Genomic DNA, 22,151 nt, shown 5'->3' on the forward strand with positions numbered 1-22,151 from the left:
GCTTGAATTTCTTTGCTTAAATTCACTTGAATATGAAGCAGTGTGGTATGAGACACCGCTTCGGCATGAGATCATTCCTTCAGGCGCTGTTAAAAATGAATATCCTGAACTACTGCTTTCAGCAGGGGATATTTATTTTTAAAGGCTTCTTCCGGAACGATTCTCTTGCCTCCGCTCCGGTGCTCTACCCACCCTCTGCATCACATTCAAAAATATTTAAGAGAAGATATTGCGTCGGCTTACCTCTGGGGTAACCGATCGTTGGTTGATGTGTATGTTCGTTGTGTTATGTCATTTGTTGCTATGTCATTTGTGCGTTATTTCATATTGATTTCAAGCATTTTCAATGACTGGCGTTAAGAATGGAAGGTTCCCCGGTGAAGGGGAACCGCCGCTTCTTTATTCCTGGTTGGCAGGCAGCTTGGCCTTGCCGGGTTTGAGTTTGGCGATGATCGCCGTAACCGGGGAGATCAGTGTCTTGGACATCATCACGCCGGATACGCGTGTTTCCTTGAACAGGAAAGTAAATGCGTAGCTGGAGACGATGAAAGCCAGTACAGTACCAATCGCTGCTCCGACACCGCCAAACAGCGGAATCAGAATCAGGTTGACGACGATCTTGGTTACTGCGCCCATTACCTGGCTGATCAGTTCGAACCGGTACATGCCTTCGCTGATAATCCATTTGTTCAGCGCTGCTCTCATAAAGATGAACAGGCAGGCCCAGACGTGAATGACCAGGATACCGATGGACTCGATATATTCCTGACCGTACAGAATGGAGATGACCGGCTTGGCCATCAAGGTTACCGCGATACAGATACACAGTGCGAACCAGAACAGCAGATTGTACAGCTTTTGCAGCTCCGTCTTGTAGACTTCCGGACCGAGCTGCTTGTTTTTGATCATACTTGGAAAATAGGATGCGGCGACGACGGTCGGAATCACGTACCAGACTTCCGACAATCGTGCAGCCACCGCGTAGATCCCTACAGCCGTATCGTTGATCATATAGCTGAGCATGACTTGGTCAATTTTCAGATAAATGATTGTTGAGATACCCGCTACAATCAGCGGCCACGAGCTATTTGTTAATCTTTTACCTAATTTCCAATTAAATGTCCATTTTGTTAGTGAAATCTTCTTTCTCTGGGTAAATAACAAGAAGAGGTACCCGAGAATCAATTCCAGTGCATAGGATGCGGCGAACCAGATCAGAGATGAATGGAACACAATCAGCAGAACCTTCATCACGGAAGTCATCGCAAAAGCGATGCCTTTGGCATAGACCGCATACTTGGCTTCGACCGTAGAGTCAAACCACTGGGAAATGACGTCCAATGGCTGGAACAGCATATTCGCTGCGATGATAACGATACTCCAGCGAACCATTGGATCCTGACCGGGAATCATGAAAGCCAGCACAATCGTAATGGCAAAGGCAATCAATCCGCTGCACAGACGCAGCGTAGATACGGTTCCCAATATCTCATTCTTGTTACCGGGATCCTGTACCAGCTCTTTGACGATAATGTTGGCCAGACCCAGCGGAACGACGGCAGCAATAATCGTTACAAAAGATATCGCAAAATTATACTGTCCAAACTGTTCCGGACCCAGATAGCGCGCAATCCAGATACTGACGATCAGGTTAATCCCCAGTCGCAGGAATTTGTCCATCAACTGCCAGTTACTGTTAAAGAAGATTTTGCGTTTCTCCGGTGTCATGGAGAATTTATTCTTTATCTTGGCAATTGCATTAGCCATTCATAATCATCTCACTTAGTAGACAGGTACAGCGGACGGCTTCAGAGAATGTCTCTTCAGGTCAGCGTCAACCATATTTTTTACCAGCTGATCAAATCCAACTTCCAGCTCCCAGCCCAGTTGTTCTTTGGCTTTGGTGCAGTCGCCGAGCAGCAGATCTACTTCAGCCGGACGTACGAATTTCTCATCGATTACAACATAGTCTCTCCAGTTCAGACCTACATGGTCGAACGCAATTTGTACCAGTTCTTCAACGGTGTGCATCTCACCAGTGGAGATTACATAATCATCCGGAGTATCCTGTTGCAGCATCAGCCACATCGCTTTTACGTAGTCACCAGCAAAGCCCCAGTCACGTTGTGCATCCAGGTTACCCAGACGCAGCTCTTTGGACAGACCCAGTTTGATCTGAGCAACACCGTCGGTTACTTTACGTGTTACGAATTCCAGACCACGACGTGGTGACTCATGGTTGAACAGGATACCGGAGCAAGCGAACATATCGAAGCTTTCACGATAGTTAACTGTGATCCAGTGACCGTACAGTTTCGCTACGCCATAAGGGCTGCGTGGATAGAAAGGCGTTGTTTCCACTTGCGGAATCGCTTGTACTTTACCGAACATCTCACTGCTCGATGCTTGATAGAAGCGAGCTTCCGGTTTTACCAGACGTACTGCTTCCAGCATGTTGGTTACGCCCATAGCTGTCATTTGGCCAGTAGCAATTGGTTGTGGCCAAGAAGCCGCTACGAAAGATTGTGCTGCCAGGTTGTATACTTCATCCGGATCGGAGACACGAACGGCTTCGATCAGGGAAGCCAGATCGCCCAGATCAGCAGAGATCCATTCGATTTGATCTTTGATATGCTCTACGTTTTCGTAGTTTGGTGTACTTGTTCTGCGGCGTACGCCGTATACTTTGTAGCCTTTTTCCAGCAGAAGCTCTGCCAGGTAAGATCCGTCTTGCCCTGTAACACCAGTGATTAATGCGCTTTTCATAAATTAATTCCCTCCACAGTATGTTTTTTATAGTTTGTTTTGGATTACATATGATGTTGATTTCGAATCAGCTCAAAGCTTACTGCTGTACAGCCAGGCTGCTGCGGTAGTCTTCGTATACTGCGCGAATTCCTTCTTCCAGTGGAATGCTCGCTTTCCAGCCAAGACCATTGATCTTCGTCGTATCCACCAGCTTGCGTGGTGTACCATCCGGTACGGAAGAATTGAACACCAGTTCACCCTCGTAACCTACGATATCCTTGATCAGCATTGCCAGATCCTTGATAGCGATATCCTCGCCCACACCCACGTTTACAATTTCATTGCCTTCGTAGTTGTTCATCAGGAAGATACAAGCGTCTGCCAGATCGTCGGAATGCAGGAATTCACGCTTCGGTGTACCTGTACCCCAGATTTCAACCGTTGGGGAGCTCTGCTCTTTGGCTTCGTGAATTTTACGAACCAGTGCAGGCAGTACATGGGATGTTTTCAGGTCAAAGTTATCGTTCGGGCCATACATGTTTGTTGGCATCGCCGAGATAAATTTGGAACCGTACTGACGGTTGTAAGACTCGCACATTTTGATACCGGCAATCTTGGCGATTGCATACGGCTCATTGGTTGGCTCCAACTCGCCTGTCAGCAGATATTCTTCTTTGAGCGGCTGTGGAGCGAATTTTGGATAGATACAGGTAGAGCCCAGGAACAGCAATTTCTGTACGCCGTTAAAGTGCGCTGCATCAATAACATTGGTTTGAATCAGCAGATTGTCACGAATGAAGTCTGCAGGGAAATCGTTGTTAGCCGCAATTCCGCCAACTTTTGCCGCGGCCAGGAAGACATAATCAATCTTTTCCTGTTCGAAAAACGCGTATACCTCGGGCAGCTTGCGCAGATCGAGTTCGGAACTTGTCCGGGTTACCAGATTGGTATAACCCTGATTTTCCAGTGCTCTCAGGATCGCTGATCCTACCAGACCACGATGTCCTGCTACGTAAATTTTGGAATCTTTATTCATTAATGGTCACCTCATCATCGTCGGTATGATTATTTTGTTAAAACGCGTCCTTGGCACCAAACAGTACCTTCACGGTTTTCAGGAGAATAAACAGATCGAACAAAATTCCCCGTTTCTTGATATAGTGCAGATCGAGATCTACCATTTCTTCAAAGCTGAGCTCGTTGCGGCCACTGACCTGCCATAATCCGGTACATCCCGGTGTTACGCTCAGGCGCAGTTTGTCGCGCTGGCTGTATTCTTCCACTTCTCTTGGCAGCGGCGGTCTTGGTCCAACCAGACTCATATCTCCGCGCAGCACATTCCAGAGTTGAGGAAGCTCATCAATACTCGTTTTGCGAATGAAGCGTCCGATCCGGGTAATACGCGGATCATTCTTCATTTTGAACATGGCACCCTGAATTTCATTCTGGGCCAGCAGCTCTTTGAGCCGTTCTTCCGCGTCTGACACCATGGACCTGAATTTGTACATCCGGAAAGTCTGTTCATCTTTACCGACGCGGGTCTGGTAAAAGAACACCTTTCCTTTCGGGTCTTCCAGCTTGATCAAAATGCCAAGTACAATAAAGAGTGGTGATAGCACGATCAAGCCCAGCAAAGAGCAAATGATATCGAGTGTGCGTTTGACCATCATGTAGAACCGGAGCTTGGCCGACATACTACCGACATGTGTCGCATAAAACTCGCTATAGCTCGCTAAAGCTTCCGCTTCACTCCCTTGTCTTGGAGTCATTAGCTCTCACCTCTTGCTATGAGCGCTTCCTCCTGCATCTCCCGCTCGATTACAGCTTTGAGAGAAGACAGAAGAGGCGCCTTAAGATCATCATTCTTCAAAGCGAATTCAATAGTAGTTTGAATAAAGCCCAGTTTCTCACCCACATCAAAGCGGGTTCCCTGGAAGTCATAAGCAAATACTTCCTGCAATTCATTCAGACGCTGAATTGCATCTGTGAGCTGAATTTCACCACCAGCTCCCACTTCCTGTGCACCGAGGAATTCGAAAATTTCCGGTGTCAGTACATAGCGGCCCATGATCGCCAGATTGGATGGTGCTGTACCAGCGGCAGGTTTCTCCACGAATTGGCGCACCTGATGCAGACGGCCAAATTGTTCAATCGGATCGATAATGCCATAACGGTGTGTCTGATCCTGAGGTACAGTCTGTACGCCGATCACAGATTTTTCCGTCATTTCATATTGCTCGATCAGCTGACGTGTGCAAGGTGTATCGGATTCGACGATATCATCGCCCAGCAGAACCGCAAACGGCTCATCTCCGATAAAGTTACGTGCACACCATACGGCATGACCCAGACCTTTTGGTTCTTTTTGGCGGATATAGTGAATATCCACTTTGGAAGACTTCTGTACTTCATCCAGCAGATCAAGCTTTCCTTTTTCCAGCAGTGTCGCTTCCAGTTCAAACGCGTTGTCAAAATGATCTTCAATTGCGCGTTTTCCTTTACCGGTTACGATAATGATGTCTTCAATACCCGAAGCAATTGCTTCTTCTACAATGTACTGAATCGTTGGCTTGTCCACGATGGGAAGCATTTCTTTGGGCATAGCCTTTGTTGCAGGTAAAAAGCGAGTTCCAAGTCCTGCAGCCGGAATGATTGCTTTACGAACCTTCTTCATAAGATCACACCCTATCCTTTTTTTGTTGGTTCTGTCATGCTGACCAAGTTGCACTTATGTAGGAACCGTAATCCCAGAACCCCTTGTTCTGGCAATCACAGCGCCTGCCGGTCCATTAAAGCACAGAAGATCTAAAAATACGCGTTATAGCCTCTCCATGTATGTTTACCTATAACGCGTGTTTTCAGCGTCATTCATCGGGCCGGCTTCAAATAGACGCCGGGCATTCAACCCGTCCTCATCATCATACCTTTGACGATAAACGTCTAAGGCTGCATGGCAGCCCACAGCATGACCGAGTGCCTCCGGTGATATGGGTGCAGGAGACATTACCCCAAGCTTGGCCTGTACAGATGAGAAGCAAAATACATGGAGATGGAATTGCCTTATTTATTGTTCGTGGTACGCGCTCGCCAGTGTCTTACGGCTTGCCTGATTCAGTACGGCTCCCAACAGCTGGGCGCCTACAAATTCCAGGCTGGACATCGCTTTGGCAATATCCTTGCGGCTTTCGCCTCCTGCTTTGATAACCAGTACCACACCATCACACAGCGGTGTGGCTACCTGGGCATCCGTAAATGGCAGAATCGGCGGCGTATCCAGAATAACCAGATCGTATTGCGACTTCACTTCATCCATCAGGGATTCCATTTGACGCGACCCCAGAATCTCGGATGGGTTTGGCGGGACAGGACCCGATGTCAGTACACTCAGGTTCATCGTCCGGCTCTGCTGGATATTTTTCTCCAGCTCGGCGGTATTGAACAATACATTGGATAATCCTTTTTCATTAGAGACATTAAAAATTTTGTGCATTGCCGGATTACGCAGATCGCCATCGACGATCAGTACGCTGCGTCCAGTCTCCGCATAAGCGATCGCCAGATTGGCGACGGTCGTACTCTTGCCTTCACCGAGTGCTGCCGAGGTGACCATAATGCTCTTCACTCTGGCATCCAGCCGGGAAAAATCTATATTGGTACGCAGTCCTTTATAGGATTCTGCGATCAACGACTTGGGATTCTGTTTTGTAATCAGCGGCCATTTAAGTGTGGTTGGCACGTTCTCCACCTCCTACAAGAGGTTTGGCAGGCATGGTGTTCTTGGCTTCCATGTCTTCCTCTTTCATTTTGGCGATAACGCCCAGTACTGGCAGCCCCAGTACATCACGGATATCTTCCTCGCTTTTGATCGAATCATCCATGTACTCCAGCAGGAAGACAACTGCAATGCCAATTACTACAGATAGTACAAGAGCAATCAGTACGAACAACAGCGGGCTCTTCGTAATTGGTGATGCGGATGATGACGGATCTGCCTGATCCAGCACCGTAATATTATCAAGTTTCATGATCTGCGGAATCTCGCGCTTGAATACAGTAGCTACAGCATTTACTGTTTCTGCAGCACGCTGGTAAGAAGTATCCGTTACCGTCAACGACATAACCTGTGTCTCATCCACTGAATTTACATTAATGCTGTTAATCAGCTGATTAGCCGTTAATCCGAGTTCCGGATTCTCTTTCGCTACTTTATTCATGATGGCAGGTGTTTTGATAATCTGCTCATACGTCTTGATCAGTTGAATATTGGAATTGATCGTTCCCAGATCCAGCTGATTGGCCGGTTCACCTTTCGTATTGCTCGGTGTGCTGTTCACCACCAGCTTGGCTGTGGCGGTGTACATCGGCGTGTTCGTCATGAAACCGTAGATTCCGGTTCCTGCCGTAATCACCACGACAATGAGAAGCACCAGCCAGAGACGCTTCTTGATGATATTAAAATACTGTTTAATCTCCACTATAGTTCCTCCAATTACTTTTAAATTAAGCAGTGCATTAGGCTGGTTTGAACCATGTCTGCCTGATGAGTAAAAGTTCCTGCATTCCCCTTTCGCCTAACCAATTTGTAAGGAAACAGTCGCTTCTTCCATACCCCTTGAAGAACGTGTATCCCTCTTAGTTACATTTTGTCACTTCCAAATTACAAATTTGTAACATATTCAAAATAGAAAATAACGGCGATCACTTCATTGCTGAATAAGAGAGAATGCCGTCCTGTATAGTATGACTGTCGTAAAGCTGAAAAAGTTGCTTTTTACATCCATGTTTATTTTTAATTTTATAACAGATTGGTTACAACGGAATCAAGTTTCACTCCGCGCCTGTTCATCTGTTAGTGATTTCCGCAACCGATATGGCAGCCTCTCCAGCGTAAAAATCTGCGAGCTGGCAGCACTGCCTTACTGGTTTCGATTTAAATCCAAATGTTATTCATTTTGAATAACTTATGCGCTCATTATAATCCTTCATGAAAACTTTGTAAACCACCTCTACTTGCGCAAATGATTACATTTCTCGTTTTCAGATAGATTGATTCCCTTGTGTTGTAATGAATTCTTCCAGTGTACCACCACTATTTATATGTTCCATCAGATCGCCGACGCTGCATTTCATACCCATGTTCTGGAAGATCATGTCGAGCAGCAGTGCTACGTTGATGCTTTGTTTGCCATTGTCTGGTAATGGACGATATGTTTTATCCTCGTAAATCCCGTGGTAGTAGGTAATTTCATGGTTTGAAGGATACTGGGCCAGAGACAACAACTCTGTTAGAGGTTCGATCGTGTTCGATGTCTGCGTAGGCTGGAGCGTAGGGTCTGCCGCAAGTTTGTGAAAAAATGTTTTGACCTCATGCTTCTTTTCAATCCAGTTCTTATTAAGGACGTGCTGATTTCTCACCATCAATTCCCTCCTATAAATCCGCGTATCTTTTTATTCGTTTTGAATAATTATAAAATAGGTTATCTAAAAATCATGTCGAACGCTAGGATAAAAATAAAACTTTATTTATTTAATTTTCGACTTTCTATATCTTTAGTAGTGAGCACTAAGAAACAGAAAATGTCGTATTTATCACCTATAGTCTTGGTTTTAATTGGTTACAAAAAGTTTACAGGCCTTTTTGTCTAGTCCTTTATCAAAAAAGGCTTATTTGGTAATTTAAACAGTTTTTTAATTCTGAAGCAGGTAATATTTGTTAATTCATTCGCTTAGCTATATTTGTGTTACTCATGTATCCGTTTTCATTTCTTGCTGTATATAGCATTGTTATGAAAATGATTGGAAGCAGATGATTTTTTTATAATCTGTGCTAAAATTGAATTTATTCAAAAGGAGAGCCGAAATCCTCCATATTCGTAGAAACGACAACATTTTCTATTATTTCGGAGAGATTGGCCGGTTTTCCGATAAAAAGGAGCTAAGAACTATGGGTTTAATCAAGGAATTTAAGGAATTTGCAGTTCGAGGCAATGTAATTGACCTTGCAGTAGGTGTAATCATCGGTGCAGCCTTCGGTAAAATTGTAACATCCCTGGTAAATGATATTATTATGCCTCCTGTCGGCAAGCTGCTTGGGGGTGTAAACTTTGCCGATCTATTCTGGGATCTGGATAGAATAACGGGCACCAGTACCAAGGAATATGCTTCACTGGCGGAAGCACAGCAGGCTGGAGCCGCTGTTATTGCGTATGGACAGTTTATTAATACGGTAATCGACTTCTTGATCGTAGCTATGTGTGTATTTTTCCTCGTCAAAGGTGTTAATATGCTCAAACGCAAAGAGCATGCCAAACCGGAACCGGAGAAAACGACCAAAGAATGTCCATACTGCCTCAACGAGATTGCTCTCAAAGCAACACGCTGCTCGCATTGTACCTCCGAAGTGTAAAAAACCACCTTCTATTTATACTGGTTTTTGTGAAGTCATTGCACAAATTCCCCCTTATTGCACAAACACGCAAAAAAAGCGCCCTTTTCCGCTAAAGGAAACAGAGGGCGCTTTGTTTTGGACTTGATACACATCTACCAGCTTATTTTTCTGATCCTGCAGGATCAGTACTTTTTTAGATGGGACGATTCTGGTTAGGCAGAAGATTGGATAACAGGTTCTTAAGGTCCCGGTCCTCGGTATACTTCTGTTCCCCCGTATCCAGCTCTCGAATACGAATATATTCAAAGTGGGACTGTCCGCCAGCAGGCAAAAATCGCATAGGATCTGCCGGATCGGCAGCTACCTGATAGCTCATATCCTTGAACATTCCGATTAATTGTTCGGTTCCCGGCATTGTATCCCGGTCTACAAAAACCAGTCCTCGCAGAGATTTGGTCTCCTCGGTATAGACAACGTCAAACTTTACTATGCATTCCATAATGATTATCATCCTTTCATTCGTGGTGTGTTACGGAATTGTAAATATTCCGTCCTCTCCGCTACGTATGATCCGGAGATAATAGCAGAAGATTACTTCTCCTTTACAATGAACAGCCACATGTTGATCGGCTCCCTATTATAATAGAAGAAACTCGTTTAAAAGAATATGAATTATTTAACTTTTAAGCAACCGGAAAGGATAAAAAGGAGTATTTTTTTGCCTCTTTAAGATGCCTGTTCAGTATTGATTTACTCCTCCAGCGGTAGCAGACCTGGCAGATAACGCTCCAGAATACGACCATAGCCTTTTCCATAACGCCGGATCAATTCTTCGCCCAGATCATTCTCCATCTCATACAGGATCACTTCCTGGGAAAAATGCTGAAGCAGCAGCTCAGCCATCAATGGATGCTCGGTGACCAATGCCTGAGCAGGCATACTATCTCCTCTCATACCTACAATACACCAGCGACGGTCGATCACCAGCCAGAACTTGCGGCCACTGGTTCCTTCACGCAGCAGCCGGATACCAGGATGAGCTTCATCATCCACATCTTCAAAAGACCAGAGTACCCGTACACCGCGCTTCTCCGCCTGTTCCAGCTGCGGCCGGAACCAAGCAGCTTCCTGCTGCCAGATCGCAGCGATAATCTCATCCTCTGCCCGGTCCAGCTCCCTGCTCATAATCTCCATAATCCGGCGTTCCCCCTCCACACTGTAAAAAGCAGGCGGTTCCTCCATACGAGTGGGCATCGCCTGTTCCAGATAAGAGAGCGACTCACCGATCTGACCGGCAATCATGCGGGTGAGTTCCTTGACGGGAAGTACACTGTAACGCGCTGGTTCACCCGGTGTCAGCTGTACTACACCTCTTGTCGACAGACGCTGCAAAGTAGCATATACATTGGAACGGGACACGCCGATTCGCTTGGCAACCTCATATCCCGACTGGGTTCCCTGCTGTGCCAGTGCTATAATCACTTTGGCTTCTAGCTCGGTAAATCCCAGATTACGCAAATGATTGAGTAATTGTTCCATCAGGCATTCCATCCTCTCCGGTTGGCTTGCAGTCTGATCCAAGTGATGTGTATGTATGGGACAACAGGCTGATCACCTTGCTTTGATCAGCCTGCCTGTTGCCTTATATCTGCTCTGTTCCACAATGCGGGCACCATTTGGAGCCCTTTTGCAGCACTTGTCCACATGTCTGGCAGCTGAATGTATCCGCATCGATATCGTCATCGACTTCCATTTCCAGCGGCTCGGTAACGGTAACTACCTTTTGGATAGGTTCCTGGCGCACCGTCTGCGGTTCGCTCTGCAGCGGATTCTGCTGCTTTGGAGCAGCTGTTGCAGCGACAGCAGGCACTTCTTCTTCCGGTTCTTCATCATGTTCAATTCCAAGATCCTGCTTCCAAGAGCGAACGAGGCGATCCAGTTCTTCCTGACGCTCGTGTTCTTCGCGCAGACGGGCTGCCCGGCGGCGTTCCGCTTCGTCTGCCGTCAATTCCTCCTGCTCGTATTCCTCTTCTTCCTGTTCGCGTGCCGACGAATCGGTCGGGAACACTACAGGCTCGTCGCGTATAATATCCCGTTCGCGCTGGAATTCTGCCCGATCTTCACTCGGAATCGCCAGTTTTTCCATTTTGCGTCCGCAATTCGGGCAGAAATTCGCATCCAGCGCCACGACCGCTCCGCATTCGCATACGCGCTCATTTCTAAGTATCGCTATCCGTGTACGGATTTCTTCAATTTCTTCATTAAGAAGATCACATGCCTTGCACAGTTCAGTCATCTCTTCTTCGGCAATAGACATATCGCCAGCGCGGTATCCTTCGTAAAAAACTTCACCCATGCGTAGATAATGAACCCCGATCTCCCGCTCAATATCCACAATATGGCCGTTCATGCGGTTCACTTCCACTGCATTTTGCGCCCGTTCGGTTGCTTTCCCGGCACCGCTTTTCAGCCGTTGTAACAAATTCATGACTGTTCTCCTCCTCTAATTCCACCATCTCACTGTACACCTATAGTGAACGGTTGTACCTGTTTACATTACATTTTTTGATGAAGTTCCATATTGGGGATTACTCATCGGTTATACATCCATTATAATAGAAGGATATGCATAACAGTACCCGTATATAGGTTGATACAACCCTATCATACCAAATTTCTGCCTCACTTGAAAAAAGCGACGCCGGAAAGGAAGATTACCTGTTGAAAGACACGATGACCAAACAAGCTCTCCGACCTCAAGGTATCCCTGTTCATACCCCGCTGCCGGCCGCCAAACCGGCTCCTGCCGATACAAGCATTACCCTTGTTCCCGATGATGCGGAAGACGCAGCCTTTTTCCGTGCATTGGAACAGCAGGGCATTCTGCTGAATGCGCCGCAGATTGAAGCGGTTCGTCATGGCGAAGGACCTCTGCTTACACTGGCTGGTGCAGGGTGCGGCAAAACAACCGTACTTACGGCACGCGCCGGTTACCTGTTATCCGTACGCAAGGTCGATCCCCAGCATATTCTGCTGGTTACTTTTACCACCAAGGCTGCTGCCGAAATGAAATCACGTATCGCCGCCTTGCCGGGTGTCAGCGTAAGAACGGCACGTGCTATCGAAGCACGGACTTTTCATGCTTTTGGTCTGCTACTGCTGCGCCGTTACGGTAATCTCAAGGAAGATATTTTTGGTGATGCCCGTGCCCAGCATGCTGTACTTCAGCGGTTGCGCCGTGAAATTGGTTCCACCAGTATTACACCGCCCGAGACACTGCTCGCTACCTTGTCCGCGATCAAGCTGGAAGGTGGATCGGCCGATGATCTGCCCAAGGATACGCCGGAAGAACGTGATCGCTGTGCTCTGTTGTGCCGCTACGAAGAATGGAAACAAGAGCATCGCAAAATTGATTTTGATGATATTCTGCTGCGCACCGAGCAGCTGCTCAAAGACCCGGATCTACTGGCGATGCTGCAGGAACGTTTTCGCTATATTATGGTCGATGAATTCCAGGATACGAACCGGCTTCAATATGAGATGGTTCGCCGACTGGCAGCGAATCACCGTAATCTGATGGTGGTGGGTGATGATGACCAGACGATTTATTCCTTTAATGGAGCGAGACAGGAATATATTCTCGATTTCCCCAAAGAATATCCCGGTACACGCATTATCGCGCTGGATATCAATTATCGCAGTCATCCACAGATTCTGGGACTCGGCGTCAAGCTGATTGCCCGTAACGAAGCCCGGCATGAAAAAACGCTGCAGGCCGGGGCATCTGCAGGTCAGAGTCCACTGTATATACGGCCCGCCCATGCCGATGAAGAAGCCGACGAGATTGTGAAAAGGCTCAAAATCCAGCAGACCGAAGGTCGCTCACTGGGCGATGTCGCTATCTTGCACCGGACCGTCAGCGGTACACGAGCAATTGCCGAGCGGCTGCTGATGGAAGATATTCCTTTTATCCAGTACGGAGAAGCGCCAGTATTTTACGATCATGCACTAATCCGGCCGGTTATGGATCATCTGCGGCTATCTGTCAATTCACGGCGCATGGATGCACTGCCGGGCGTGATCGGGCCGCTCTATATCTCACGCGATGCCGGTATAGAGCATATTATGAGCCAGGAACAGAAGCAGGCCAAAAAATATCCGCTGATCCACCTGTTTCACTGGGAGCGGCTCCAATCATTCCAGCGGCAGCAGGTCAAGGACCGGATCGTATTCCTGAAGAAAATCAAGGAAATGAAGCCACTGTACGCGATTCGCGAGATTCGCCGCGTCTTTTATGACAAATTCGCCAGTGCAGACTTTAGCGGACCGGCTACACGTCATAAAGATAATATCCGCGAGACACTCGATGAGCTGGAAAGTGCAGCCGGCAAATTTGGCACGGTGGAAGAAATGGTCAAATTTGCTGATGAACTGTCTGCCAAGCGAGAGCAAATGCTGGAGCTGATGAAGCAGGAAGCCCCGGAAGGCGTGCATCTGATGACGGTTCACCGGGCCAAAGGACTGGAATTCCCGTGTGTCTATCTGCTCGGCGCTTCGGAAGGCATACTGCCGCACAAAGCAGCCCTGCAGGAAGAAGCTCCCGAAGATGTCAAAGCCGGACAGGGTGTTACCGGACCTGATCCCGAGGGCAAGCTGATGCAGGCAGCGCTCGAGGAAGAACGCCGAATCGCCTACGTCGCTGTCACCCGTGCCAAGCATGAGCTGTATATTTCGTCACCTGTCATGCATCATGGCAAAACCGTACCGCCTTCACGCTTTTTGCTGGAAGCATTTCAGTAACATCGATAAATTCAGTAAGAATAATCCCATAGAATAATGCCCGATAAAGCACAAAAAAACTGCCGCTGATCTTATTCAGCAGGCAGTTTTTTTGTGTTTCCATTATCGGTTTCAATCAGGAAGCTACTGCTTCCAGCATAATATCTTCGACTCGCAGAGCACCTGTCTGCCAGCCATACTGCAGAATGACGGTACCGACCGCTACACCATCGGACATCTGGGCCGCGACTTCGGCATTCAGCTTGTTATGATCATCCACATAATAGCGGATCACCGAACCGAACTGCGGCAGTTCTGCCGAATGGGACGTATTAACGGGCAGCGCTACAGCTGGCTGTCCGGGAACACGTGCTTGCACAATCTGTTTGCCTTCTTGATGCAAGATGGAAAAGGATACCTGATCACGTGTATAGTCCAGCGGGTCTTGCACGTCCAGCTCACGGGTACTGTTCCAGTCTACAATATGCGGTTCGGTAATATACGTACCTGTTCCGTATCCCCGGGTCGTTATTACCACCGCTTCTGCTTCACCATCTTCATTAAGATCGGTCTGATAGACCAGCGGTTCATAACCGGGACTGCTGACAGTCTGCCAATCATAGCCCCGGCTTCTGCCGGTTTTTTCATCTTCAACGGTTATGTGATGATAGACCCCATCGCTGTTCTGACTCGCATACAGACGAATAGGCCCTTCCTGAACCAGTGGCGCAGCTGACGAATGGGCTGGTGAAGACGAATCATCCGGAGATGGAGCCGGACTGAATGTGCATCCTGTCGTTTCCAGCAGCACGAAAGCGGCAAGTATCGTCAAAAACCGCCGATGGTTCATGAATGTTCCCCCTTTGCTCTGAAGATAAATGCAGATCACCATACCAGCCTCAGAATAAAGTAGGATTACTATCGCTTATTTCATGAAAAGCTGAATTCATTTATGGAGTAAATCTGAGTGTGCCAGATAGGCTTGCGTCGTTTTAGTTTACTGCTTGATCTTGTCCTGGTCAAAATATTCTTCCAGCGTCAGATCCTTGGCGGCCACGTCTTGTGCCAGCTCTTTGCCGATATAGCGGATATGCCACGGCTCCCATGTGTATCCGGTGATGGCATCGGCGCCTTTTTTGTAACGAATCACGAATCCGTATTCTGCGGCATGCTGCTTCAACCATTTACCTTCAGCGGTTTTGCCAAAGCTCTGTTCCAGTCCGTATCCGATACCCGGGCCGGATACATCAATAGCCAGACCGGTCTGATGCTCACTGGTACCGGGGCTTGCGCTGACACGGTCGGTATACGCTTTGCCTTTGGTAGCTACATTGTTATTGTAGATGGTGACCTGACGTTTGTAGGAACGATAGCCGGATACGGCGCGCAGATCCAGTCCATCAGACTTGGAAGCTTTGAAGAGCTCTTCCAGTGCTTCAGCAGCTTCCTTACGCATATGGCTCTTCTCCAGTACACCATCATAGGAAAAAGCAACATCGGGAACGACCAGATCCGGCGGCTCGTAACCTTCCGGCAGATAGCGATCCTTGTTCACGATCACGGTCATGGATTCCGGATTAGTTACTACATCCTTGCCATCTACCTTTTTAATCGTGGATTGCAGGGAACTCTCTTCACGCTGCGCGGCCAGATCGGTACTACTGTCCGTAGAAGCGCCTGTCTGCTCACTGCTGGTTGCCGACGGTTGAGCTGCCGTGTTGTCGCCTGGAGCAGCAGTATTACCACCTGTACTCCCGTTGGTCTCGCCAGTTGTGGTTCCTTGAGCTACTGGTTTCGATGCGTCTGTCTGGGGAGCAGCAGCTGAATCGTTACCACTATCTGCTGCTCCGCAGCCTGCCAACAGCAGACCGGACACCAGTACACCTGCCGGAATCATTACTTTCCATCCTGTTCGTTTTTGCTTATCCATCATGATAAATCTCCTTTGCTCACTGCCTCCATCGGGAAGAAAACAGAGCCGGTTCTACCTACCGGCTCCATACGGTGATCCTTATTTTTTGCTCTGCCGGGATACATGACGTTGTCTAATACGATCAGCCACTTTACGGCGTACTTCCTCATATCCATCCATGGCGCCTTTGACTTCGGGCAGCAATGTCTGTAGATCCGGCATCGTCTCCTCATCGGGAGATGGCGTATATACAACCAGTGTAGCGTTCTTCTTTAATTGTTGCTGCCAGCTTTTATTGGCATTTTGTAAATATTCTTCAACTTCGGTCAAACCTTCACCCAGTTGATGCAGTGTACCTGCTGCCGCAGATTCGGCCAGCAGACTGCCCAGACTCGGTTCATCGGATAGTGTAGCTACAGCCTCATCTTCCTGCTCGGAGATATTCCATTCGGCAGGTGCAGGCAGTTGTTGTCCCCACTGCTGCCAAATTTCACGCAGCAGCTTCTCCGTACTCCAGCCAGACAAATGCCAGGCGAGCAGCGGTTGATGATGCAGCTGCTCCCAAGCGTGAGCAAGCAGTGTCTGTATCTGTTGTTCCCCGATCTGCAGATCAGCTCCGGCTGTGTAGTAAGCAGACAAACCCTCGCTCGTATGCAGATAAGGTGTACAGGCAGACAGCACTTCGGCTACCGTCGCATCTGCCGGCAGTTCATGTACATATTCCAGTCCAATCGCGGACAGAAGCGAAGAACTGACCGATGATGATCCGTTCTCGTTCTCGCCAGCTTCTTCACGCAATACATCCCGTAGCAATAAATATACCTTTTGCGCCGAAGCACTAAGGCTGTTCAGCAGATGACGTTGTTCCTGCGCAGAAGGCGGCTGAATCGGAATCTCTACCGGTTCGGCAGACTCTTTTGCATCACCGGAACGCTGGATGGTTCCATGAATCATGCCCTCTGCAATGCGGCAGTCCTGGACAATCCATTCCTGTGTACTCATTCGTCAGCCCCCCATTCTGCCGATTGCAGGGAGACCAGCTGCTTCAGTTCTTCATCCGACATCTCGGTCAGCCACTGTTCACCTGCACCCACGACCTGCTCGGCCAGTGATTTCTTGCTTTCGATCAATTCATCGATCCGCTCTTCCAGAGTTCCCTGACAGATTAGCTTGTGTACTTGTACATTGCGCTGCTGTCCGATTCGGAAGACCCGGTCAGTCGCCTGGTTCTCAACCGCCGGATTCCACCAGCGGTCATAGTGAATAACATGGTTGGCACGGGTCAGATTCAGTCCGACACCGCCAGCTTTGAGCGACAGCACGAACAGCGGAGGACCTTCGCCCTGTTGGAACAGACTAATCATATCGTCACGGTTCGATTTACTGACGCCACCATGCAGAAAGAACGGCTCCTGGCCATAATGCTTGCTCAGACGCGCTGTCAGCAACTCACCCATTTCGACATATTGGGTAAATACAAGCGCTGCTTCTCCGCTGTCACGAATCATATCGAGCAGTTCGATCAGACGCGCCATTTTGCCGGAGCGTTCCTGCTTGCCTGTGTCCCCTTTGCCCGTATTATGCAGCAAATATGGATGATCACAGATTTGCTTGAGCTTGGTCAGTGAAGACAGCACAATCCCTTTGCGGGTAATACCTTCGGTATTGCTCATGCGTCCCAGCATGTCGGAGACGACGCTCTGATACATGCCTGCCTGCTCCACGGTCATGTAGCAGTACGACTTCAGCTCGATCTTGTCCGGCAGATCGCGCCGGATATCCGGATCGCTTTTAAGACGGCGCAGCATGAATGGAGATACGAGCTTGCGAAGTGTAGTCAGCTTGTTCTCCATTTCAGGACCTGCGCCTGTATTGTAGTTATGCCGGAACGAAGATGCCGTTCCCAGATAACCTGGATTAAGAAATTGGAAAATAGACCATAGTTCACTCAGACGGTTCTCTACCGGGGTACCCGTCATGGCAATCCGGTGCGGCGCATTCAGCTTCATAACGCTCTGCGCCTGCTTGGTCCGGTAGTTTTTGATATACTGCGCTTCATCGAGTATGATCGATGACCATTCAATCTGGCGCAGATCTTCTCCATCCCGTCCAGCCAGGTGATACGTGGTCAACACGATATCATGCGATCGGGCTTCTGCGGCAAATTCCTCGCCGCGTGGACGACGACTACCATGGTGAATGTACAGCTGCATCTCCGGTGCGAAGCGTTCCAACTCACGCTGCCAGTTGCCGAGCAGTGAGGTCGGGCAGACAATCAGTCTTGGCGCTGTCACCGGCTGATCCAGCATACAGGTAATGACCTGGACGGTTTTACCCAGACCCATATCATCCGCCAGACACGCACCAAATCCCAGATCCCGCATCGTGGCCAACCACTGGAATCCCCGCTCCTGATAAGGGCGAAGTGTACCATGCAGTCCCTCGGGTACCGTTCGTTTCTCTACATCCCGCCATCCGCTGCCTTCCATCAGGTTCGTTAGCATCGGATTGGTCTCGATTTCGAAAATATGCAGCCCATTCCAGAGTGCATCCTCTTCTTCGGCATAGATATGCATCAGTTCATTAAAGGAAATCTCGCCTTCTTCATGACGACGGATAAAACGCAGCACCTGTTTGATCTCATTCAGATCCACTTCGATCCAGCCGCCATCAAGCGGAATAATCGGCACTCCATTTTTGACAATCTCGGCCATTTCCGCAGCAGTCAACGTTCTGCCATCCAGCACAGCCTGTGGTTCAAAGGATACCATCTGCTCCATGCCCAGGCGGGTATTTTCACTGGAACTGCGGTTTTCCTGCGGCTGGGGTGATTTCACCTTCAGCTTCAGTCCTGCGCGCTTTTTGCCTTCGCGTGTCCAGCGGGACGGTATCTGTACCGTAATGCCGGCTTTGCGCAGACGAGGAATATCTTCCTTGAGGAAAGCATACACATCGCCTGCTTCCATCATCCCGCCTACCGGACTTGCGGTGCGAATAAATAATGACACAATGGATGAACACTCCGCAGCGCGCCCAAGCTGCATCAATAGGCGCTGTTGCACATGCTCATACGTCCGGCCGCGCACAACCATACGGGGCTCCGGCTGCTTCCATAGCATCGCCGCTGGCAGCAGCACTGCAGGATCGGACTCATCGGTCGCCCAGAAAGACATCCGCCACTGCGGCAACATATCCGATGGCATCTCTACAGCTTTGGATTCCCGGTTCTCCAGCGGAGGTTCCAGACGAACGACGAGTCCCAGCTCGCCAATGCGCTCTTCCAGAACACCTGCCTCGGGGAGAGGAACTTCTGCACCATTATGATCACGAATCTCTTCTTCCAGCTCTGCCATGTCTTCTGCCGTTCCCTGAACAGCCAGTTCTGCCGTAGCATCGAACATGCTGTTCCACCAGAGATGTGCATGCGGGGAAGAACCCCGGCGGTAATTCGCCTGATACGCACGGAACTTGCCATAGCCGGCATCACGGAACATCCGGCGGACTTCCGCATCCATCATTGCTACCAGGAACGAATACAGCACCTCTGCTTTTGCCTGGGAAATGCCGGCAGGTTCTCCGGCTGCAAACAGTGACAGGGCAGACAATCCGATCATCGGAATCGACTCCGCCAGACGTGCGAACATCTCACGGTCTTCGCCTGTCAGCAGCGGCTTCCATACACCGCGCAGTGACGCTTGTGAACTGCGTCTGCCGGTACCGGCAATGACGCGGCTATCCGGCAGAATCTTGCCTTCACGCAGCAGCTTTTCGGCGAATTTCGCAGCAATATGCCAGTACCGCATCTCTGCACCAGCCTGAATTCCCTGACGGGCTACCAGCTTCTCATCCCATTCGAGCAGCAGATCGTACGCCTGCTCGGCGGAGAGTGCCAGTCCTTCTACCATACGTCCCGGCAGCCTTTTGTTGCGGCCTGCCCGGCGTGAAAATGTCTCTTTGGAAGCGGCACTGACCGGACCCGACTTCAGTTCGGCTAGACGAAGTCCCGATTGGGCAAACGGACGCCGCCCTGCAGGCAGTTCCATTCTGCGCATTACTTTCATCCATGCATCCACTTTGGGTTCCGACATTTCACCGGAAAAACAAAAAAATACGTCTCCAATCCATATTCCATATAACGGTTGATCCATCATTGTCTCCCGTCCATCTCGGTCAAATCTTTACGATTGTAATAGTTAGTGTGTATTCTCATAACAGGATATTCCTCTCCTTACGGTAAGCAAGCTTTCAGGCCATCCTGTGCATGGCATCTGCTTTCTGGATAAATGCAAATAAAGCAGGTATCTTATCTATTATAAGGTTGGATGTTCGAAAATTCCATATACACTGTCAAAAATACAATAAATATCAGGAGGAAGATGATCATGAGTCCTACCATCTTGCTTGAAGTGATTGCGACGACTCTGGAAGATGCGCGAATTGCAGCCGCAGCAGGAGCCGACCGAATTGAATTGATTGCCTCCCAAGAGGAAGGCGGATTGACTCCTTCTCTGGATTTGATACAACAGATTACGGCAGAGAGTCCCATACCGGTCAATGTTATGATTCGTCCACATAGCCGAAGCTTTCATTATAACTCTGCCGAGCTGGAGCAGATGGTACATGATATCCGGCAAATCACAGCCCATACCAGTGCATCAGCTCTCGTACTGGGTATACTGAATGCTTCCGGGCATATTGACGAAACAGCACTGCAGCAACTGCTTGCGGCAGCAGGAGAATTGCCGGTTACCTTTCACAGGGCGTTTGATGAAATCAGTGATCAGGAAAAGGCGCTATATACCTTATCCCGCTATCCGGCGATCACACGTATTCTGACCTCGGGCGGCCATGATACCGTACTGGATGCACGGGATACTATTACCCGGTTAAACCAAATTGCCCGTCAGCACCAGATCAGTCTGATTGCCGGTGCAGGACTTACCCTGGAGACACTTGGTGAATTCGTCCGTGATACCGGCGTACAAGAGGTTCATCTGGGCAGTGCAGTCCGTCAGGAAAGTAATATTCATCTGCCTCTGGATGCAGCCCGTATCCGTCAGGCCAAAGCAGCAATCATGACACTCTAACTACCTAATTGGTCCATTTACACAGCAAAAAGACCCGATCCGCACAAGCAGTGCTGCGAACCGGGTCTTTTTGATAAATCAGGATTGATGCCGCAGTCGATGGTTTTGCATCGCAATCCGTGCTGCTCCGACCATGCCTGCCTGATTACCGAGCAGTGCAGGTTCCAGCAGCACTGGTCGTCCGCCCAGTTCATCGATACGCTGTACCAGCTGCGGCCACCATGTTTCACGTGTAACAATAACTCCGCCACCAATAATGATAGCCTGCGGATCGAAAATCTGATCCATATTGATAATCGTACTCGCAAAATCGTTGATCCAGTTATCCAGCAAATAACGGGCTTCGGCATCGCCTGCCCGCGCAGCATCCATCAGATCGGACAATCCCCAGCCTGTATGATAATTCGCTGCAATCTGGTTCAGTGCCTTGCCGGAAATATACTGCTCTACACAGCCTTTTTTGCCGCAGTTGCACGGACGACCGCCGGGATGAAGAATCATATGACCCAGCTCGCCGGCTCCGCCATACTGTCCCGAGATAATCTCACCGTAATGTACCAGTGCTCCACCCACACCGGTTCCGATCGTCAGCATGATCCAGGAACGGATCACTGCCGCTGCACCAATCCAGTCTTCTCCTGCAGCAGCAGCATGGGCATCATTGACCGTGTAGACCGGCAATCCCGTTGCTTCCATGACACGCTGTGCCAGATGCAGTCCTTTCCATCCGGGTAGATTGTCGGTCGCATCAATAACAATTCCTTTTTCCCGATCAATCCGTCCAGCTGATCCAATACCGATACCATGTATGGTAATAAACTGCTTTTTGATACTGTCGTAGACAATACTTTTTAGTTCATTCGCAATATAGAGAACACGGCTCAGGATAAATTCCGCACCCTGTTCCGCCTGTGTAGGCAGTTCCATTCGCTCAATCATCTGACCCTGTTCGTTCACCAGCGCACCCTTGATTCCAGTGCCACCGATATCTATACCAATCCAGCAAGATTCCATATTGATCATCTCCATGAGCTTAAATGTGTTATGTACTAACAGGGATCTATATCATGTTATCGTGTATTTTTAGCAAAAAAGTTAGCTTTTCCGTGAACTACTGACCCTATCCATTATACGCTATTCGCGTACTTTTATAACAATTACCATTATTTACTTATAAAGGAATATAAAACAGGTGTAATATATTTATTGCCCGCTTCTGAAACCCAAAAAGAGCGTA

19 protein-coding genes are annotated in these 22,151 nt (G+C 48.8%); 3 read left to right on the forward strand and 16 right to left on the reverse strand.

What is annotated here, in order from left to right; all coding sequences use genetic code 11:
• Positions 1-399: 399 nt before the first annotated feature.
• From WH46_RS04115 to WH46_RS04150, 8 genes are all read right to left on the reverse strand, one after another.
• Entirely contained in the window at positions 400-1,767 is a 1,368-nt protein-coding gene (locus WH46_RS04115; RefSeq protein WP_017812585.1) for a flippase, read from the reverse strand.
• A 15-nt stretch (positions 1,768-1,782) separates the two neighbouring features.
• Positions 1,783-2,766: a GDP-mannose 4,6-dehydratase gene (gene gmd / locus WH46_RS04120; protein ID WP_017812584.1), complete on the reverse strand. Its 984-nt coding sequence runs from the start codon at positions 2,764-2,766 to the stop codon at positions 1,783-1,785.
• 79 nt (positions 2,767-2,845) lie between these two features.
• Positions 2,846-3,784 (reverse strand): GDP-L-fucose synthase family protein, encoded by a 939-nt coding sequence (locus tag WH46_RS04125; protein WP_017812583.1) that lies wholly within the window; start codon positions 3,782-3,784, stop codon positions 2,846-2,848.
• A gap of 37 nt (positions 3,785-3,821) precedes the next feature.
• Positions 3,822-4,517 carry a sugar transferase gene (locus tag WH46_RS04130; protein ID WP_017812582.1) on the reverse strand — a complete coding sequence of 232 codons (696 nt, stop codon included), beginning with the start codon at positions 4,515-4,517 and terminating at the stop codon, positions 3,822-3,824.
• On the reverse strand, positions 4,517-5,422 hold the full coding sequence (gene galU, locus WH46_RS04135) for a UTP--glucose-1-phosphate uridylyltransferase GalU (protein ID WP_046225824.1): 906 nt from the start codon (positions 5,420-5,422) through the stop codon (positions 4,517-4,519). Before galU ends, WH46_RS04130 begins: the two co-directional genes overlap by 1 nt.
• Before the next feature lie 390 nt (positions 5,423-5,812).
• Complete coding sequence (locus WH46_RS04140; RefSeq protein WP_046225825.1) at positions 5,813-6,484, reverse strand: CpsD/CapB family tyrosine-protein kinase; 672 nt, start codon at positions 6,482-6,484, stop codon at positions 5,813-5,815.
• On the reverse strand, positions 6,468-7,223 hold the full coding sequence (locus tag WH46_RS04145) for a YveK family protein (RefSeq protein ID WP_046225826.1): 756 nt from the start codon (positions 7,221-7,223) through the stop codon (positions 6,468-6,470). Before WH46_RS04145 ends, WH46_RS04140 begins: the two co-directional genes overlap by 17 nt.
• 562 nt (positions 7,224-7,785) lie before the next feature.
• The gene (locus tag WH46_RS04150) at positions 7,786-8,166 is read right to left on the reverse strand and encodes a hypothetical protein (RefSeq protein ID WP_017812578.1); all 381 of its coding nucleotides are present in this window, start codon (positions 8,164-8,166) and stop codon (positions 7,786-7,788) included.
• 526 nt (positions 8,167-8,692) lie between these two features.
• Here WH46_RS04150 and mscL point away from each other — a divergent pair.
• The gene (gene mscL, locus WH46_RS04155) at positions 8,693-9,154 is read left to right on the forward strand and encodes a large conductance mechanosensitive channel protein MscL (RefSeq protein WP_017812577.1); all 462 of its coding nucleotides are present in this window, start codon (positions 8,693-8,695) and stop codon (positions 9,152-9,154) included.
• Positions 9,155-9,329: 175 nt separating this feature from the next.
• Here mscL and WH46_RS04160 read toward each other — a convergent pair whose 3' ends face one another.
• The 3 genes from WH46_RS04160 to WH46_RS04170 all read right to left on the reverse strand — a co-directional run bounded on the left by WH46_RS04160 (position 9,330) and on the right by WH46_RS04170 (position 11,624).
• Positions 9,330-9,635, reverse strand: coding sequence for a hypothetical protein (locus WH46_RS04160; RefSeq protein ID WP_017812576.1), 306 nt, complete (start codon positions 9,633-9,635; stop codon positions 9,330-9,332).
• 251 nt (positions 9,636-9,886) lie between these two features.
• Positions 9,887-10,675, reverse strand: coding sequence for a TrmB family transcriptional regulator (locus WH46_RS04165; RefSeq protein WP_017812575.1), 789 nt, complete (start codon positions 10,673-10,675; stop codon positions 9,887-9,889).
• A 103-nt stretch (positions 10,676-10,778) separates the two neighbouring features.
• On the reverse strand, positions 10,779-11,624 hold the full coding sequence (locus WH46_RS04170) for a zinc ribbon domain-containing protein (RefSeq protein ID WP_017812574.1): 846 nt from the start codon (positions 11,622-11,624) through the stop codon (positions 10,779-10,781).
• A gap of 233 nt (positions 11,625-11,857) precedes the next feature.
• On the opposite strand from WH46_RS04170, the gene WH46_RS04175 reads away from it, so the two are divergent.
• Positions 11,858-13,936, forward strand: a complete 2,079-nt coding sequence (locus tag WH46_RS04175; RefSeq protein ID WP_052714112.1) for an ATP-dependent helicase — start codon at positions 11,858-11,860, stop codon at positions 13,934-13,936.
• 115 nt (positions 13,937-14,051) lie between these two features.
• Here the strand turns inward: WH46_RS04175 and WH46_RS04180 are convergent, their stop codons facing one another.
• The 4 genes from WH46_RS04180 to WH46_RS04195 form a co-directional block, all read right to left on the reverse strand.
• Positions 14,052-14,765, reverse strand: coding sequence for a hypothetical protein (locus WH46_RS04180; protein WP_046225827.1), 714 nt, complete (start codon positions 14,763-14,765; stop codon positions 14,052-14,054).
• A 147-nt stretch (positions 14,766-14,912) separates the two neighbouring features.
• Positions 14,913-15,848: a M15 family metallopeptidase gene (locus WH46_RS04185; protein ID WP_046225828.1), complete on the reverse strand. Its 936-nt coding sequence runs from the start codon at positions 15,846-15,848 to the stop codon at positions 14,913-14,915.
• 78 nt (positions 15,849-15,926) lie between these two features.
• On the reverse strand, positions 15,927-16,829 hold the full coding sequence (locus tag WH46_RS04190; protein ID WP_046225829.1) for a hypothetical protein: 903 nt from the start codon (positions 16,827-16,829) through the stop codon (positions 15,927-15,929).
• Positions 16,826-19,975, reverse strand: coding sequence for a DEAD/DEAH box helicase (locus tag WH46_RS04195; protein WP_046225830.1), 3,150 nt, complete (start codon positions 19,973-19,975; stop codon positions 16,826-16,828). Before WH46_RS04195 ends, WH46_RS04190 begins: the two co-directional genes overlap by 4 nt.
• A gap of 234 nt (positions 19,976-20,209) precedes the next feature.
• Between WH46_RS04195 and WH46_RS04200 the strand changes: the two genes are divergently transcribed.
• Positions 20,210-20,914 (forward strand): copper homeostasis protein CutC, encoded by a 705-nt coding sequence (locus WH46_RS04200; protein WP_231584289.1) that lies wholly within the window; start codon positions 20,210-20,212, stop codon positions 20,912-20,914.
• Positions 20,915-20,992: 78 nt separating this feature from the next.
• Here the strand turns inward: WH46_RS04200 and WH46_RS04205 are convergent, their stop codons facing one another.
• Positions 20,993-21,928 carry an ROK family protein gene (locus WH46_RS04205; protein ID WP_017812567.1) on the reverse strand — a complete coding sequence of 312 codons (936 nt, stop codon included), beginning with the start codon at positions 21,926-21,928 and terminating at the stop codon, positions 20,993-20,995.
• Between the last annotated feature and the right edge of the window lie 223 nt (positions 21,929-22,151).

This window comes from Paenibacillus dauci, assembly GCF_000971985.1.
Taxonomy (GTDB): Bacteria; Bacillota; Bacilli; order Paenibacillales; family Paenibacillaceae; genus Saccharibacillus; species Saccharibacillus dauci.

Excerpts from the sequence above, each read along its gene's own strand:
- WH46_RS04180 (WP_046225827.1), bottom strand. The coding sequence starts at position 14,765 with ATGAACCATCGGCGGTTTTTGACGATACTTGCCGCTTTCGTGCTGCTG.
- WH46_RS04185 (WP_046225828.1), bottom strand. The coding sequence starts at position 15,848 with ATGATGGATAAGCAAAAACGAACAGGATGGAAAGTAATGATTCCGGCA.
- WH46_RS04165 (WP_017812575.1), bottom strand. The coding sequence starts at position 10,675 with ATGGAACAATTACTCAATCATTTGCGTAATCTGGGATTTACCGAGCTA.
- WH46_RS04160 (WP_017812576.1), bottom strand. The coding sequence starts at position 9,635 with ATGGAATGCATAGTAAAGTTTGACGTTGTCTATACCGAGGAGACCAAA.
- WH46_RS04115 (WP_017812585.1), bottom strand. The coding sequence starts at position 1,767 with ATGGCTAATGCAATTGCCAAGATAAAGAATAAATTCTCCATGACACCG.
- WH46_RS04195 (WP_046225830.1), bottom strand. The coding sequence starts at position 19,975 with ATGGATCAACCGTTATATGGAATATGGATTGGAGACGTATTTTTTTGT.
- WH46_RS04205 (WP_017812567.1), bottom strand. The coding sequence starts at position 21,928 with ATGGAATCTTGCTGGATTGGTATAGATATCGGTGGCACTGGAATCAAG.
- WH46_RS04150 (WP_017812578.1), bottom strand. The coding sequence starts at position 8,166 with ATGGTGAGAAATCAGCACGTCCTTAATAAGAACTGGATTGAAAAGAAG.
- galU (WP_046225824.1), bottom strand. The coding sequence starts at position 5,422 with ATGAAGAAGGTTCGTAAAGCAATCATTCCGGCTGCAGGACTTGGAACT.
- WH46_RS04130 (WP_017812582.1), bottom strand. The coding sequence starts at position 4,517 with ATGACTCCAAGACAAGGGAGTGAAGCGGAAGCTTTAGCGAGCTATAGC.
- WH46_RS04125 (WP_017812583.1), bottom strand. The coding sequence starts at position 3,784 with ATGAATAAAGATTCCAAAATTTACGTAGCAGGACATCGTGGTCTGGTA.
- gmd (WP_017812584.1), bottom strand. The coding sequence starts at position 2,766 with ATGAAAAGCGCATTAATCACTGGTGTTACAGGGCAAGACGGATCTTAC.
- WH46_RS04200 (WP_231584289.1), top strand. The coding sequence starts at position 20,210 with ATGAGTCCTACCATCTTGCTTGAAGTGATTGCGACGACTCTGGAAGAT.
- WH46_RS04190 (WP_046225829.1), bottom strand. The coding sequence starts at position 16,829 with ATGAGTACACAGGAATGGATTGTCCAGGACTGCCGCATTGCAGAGGGC.
- WH46_RS04170 (WP_017812574.1), bottom strand. The coding sequence starts at position 11,624 with ATGAATTTGTTACAACGGCTGAAAAGCGGTGCCGGGAAAGCAACCGAA.
- mscL (WP_017812577.1), top strand. The coding sequence starts at position 8,693 with ATGGGTTTAATCAAGGAATTTAAGGAATTTGCAGTTCGAGGCAATGTA.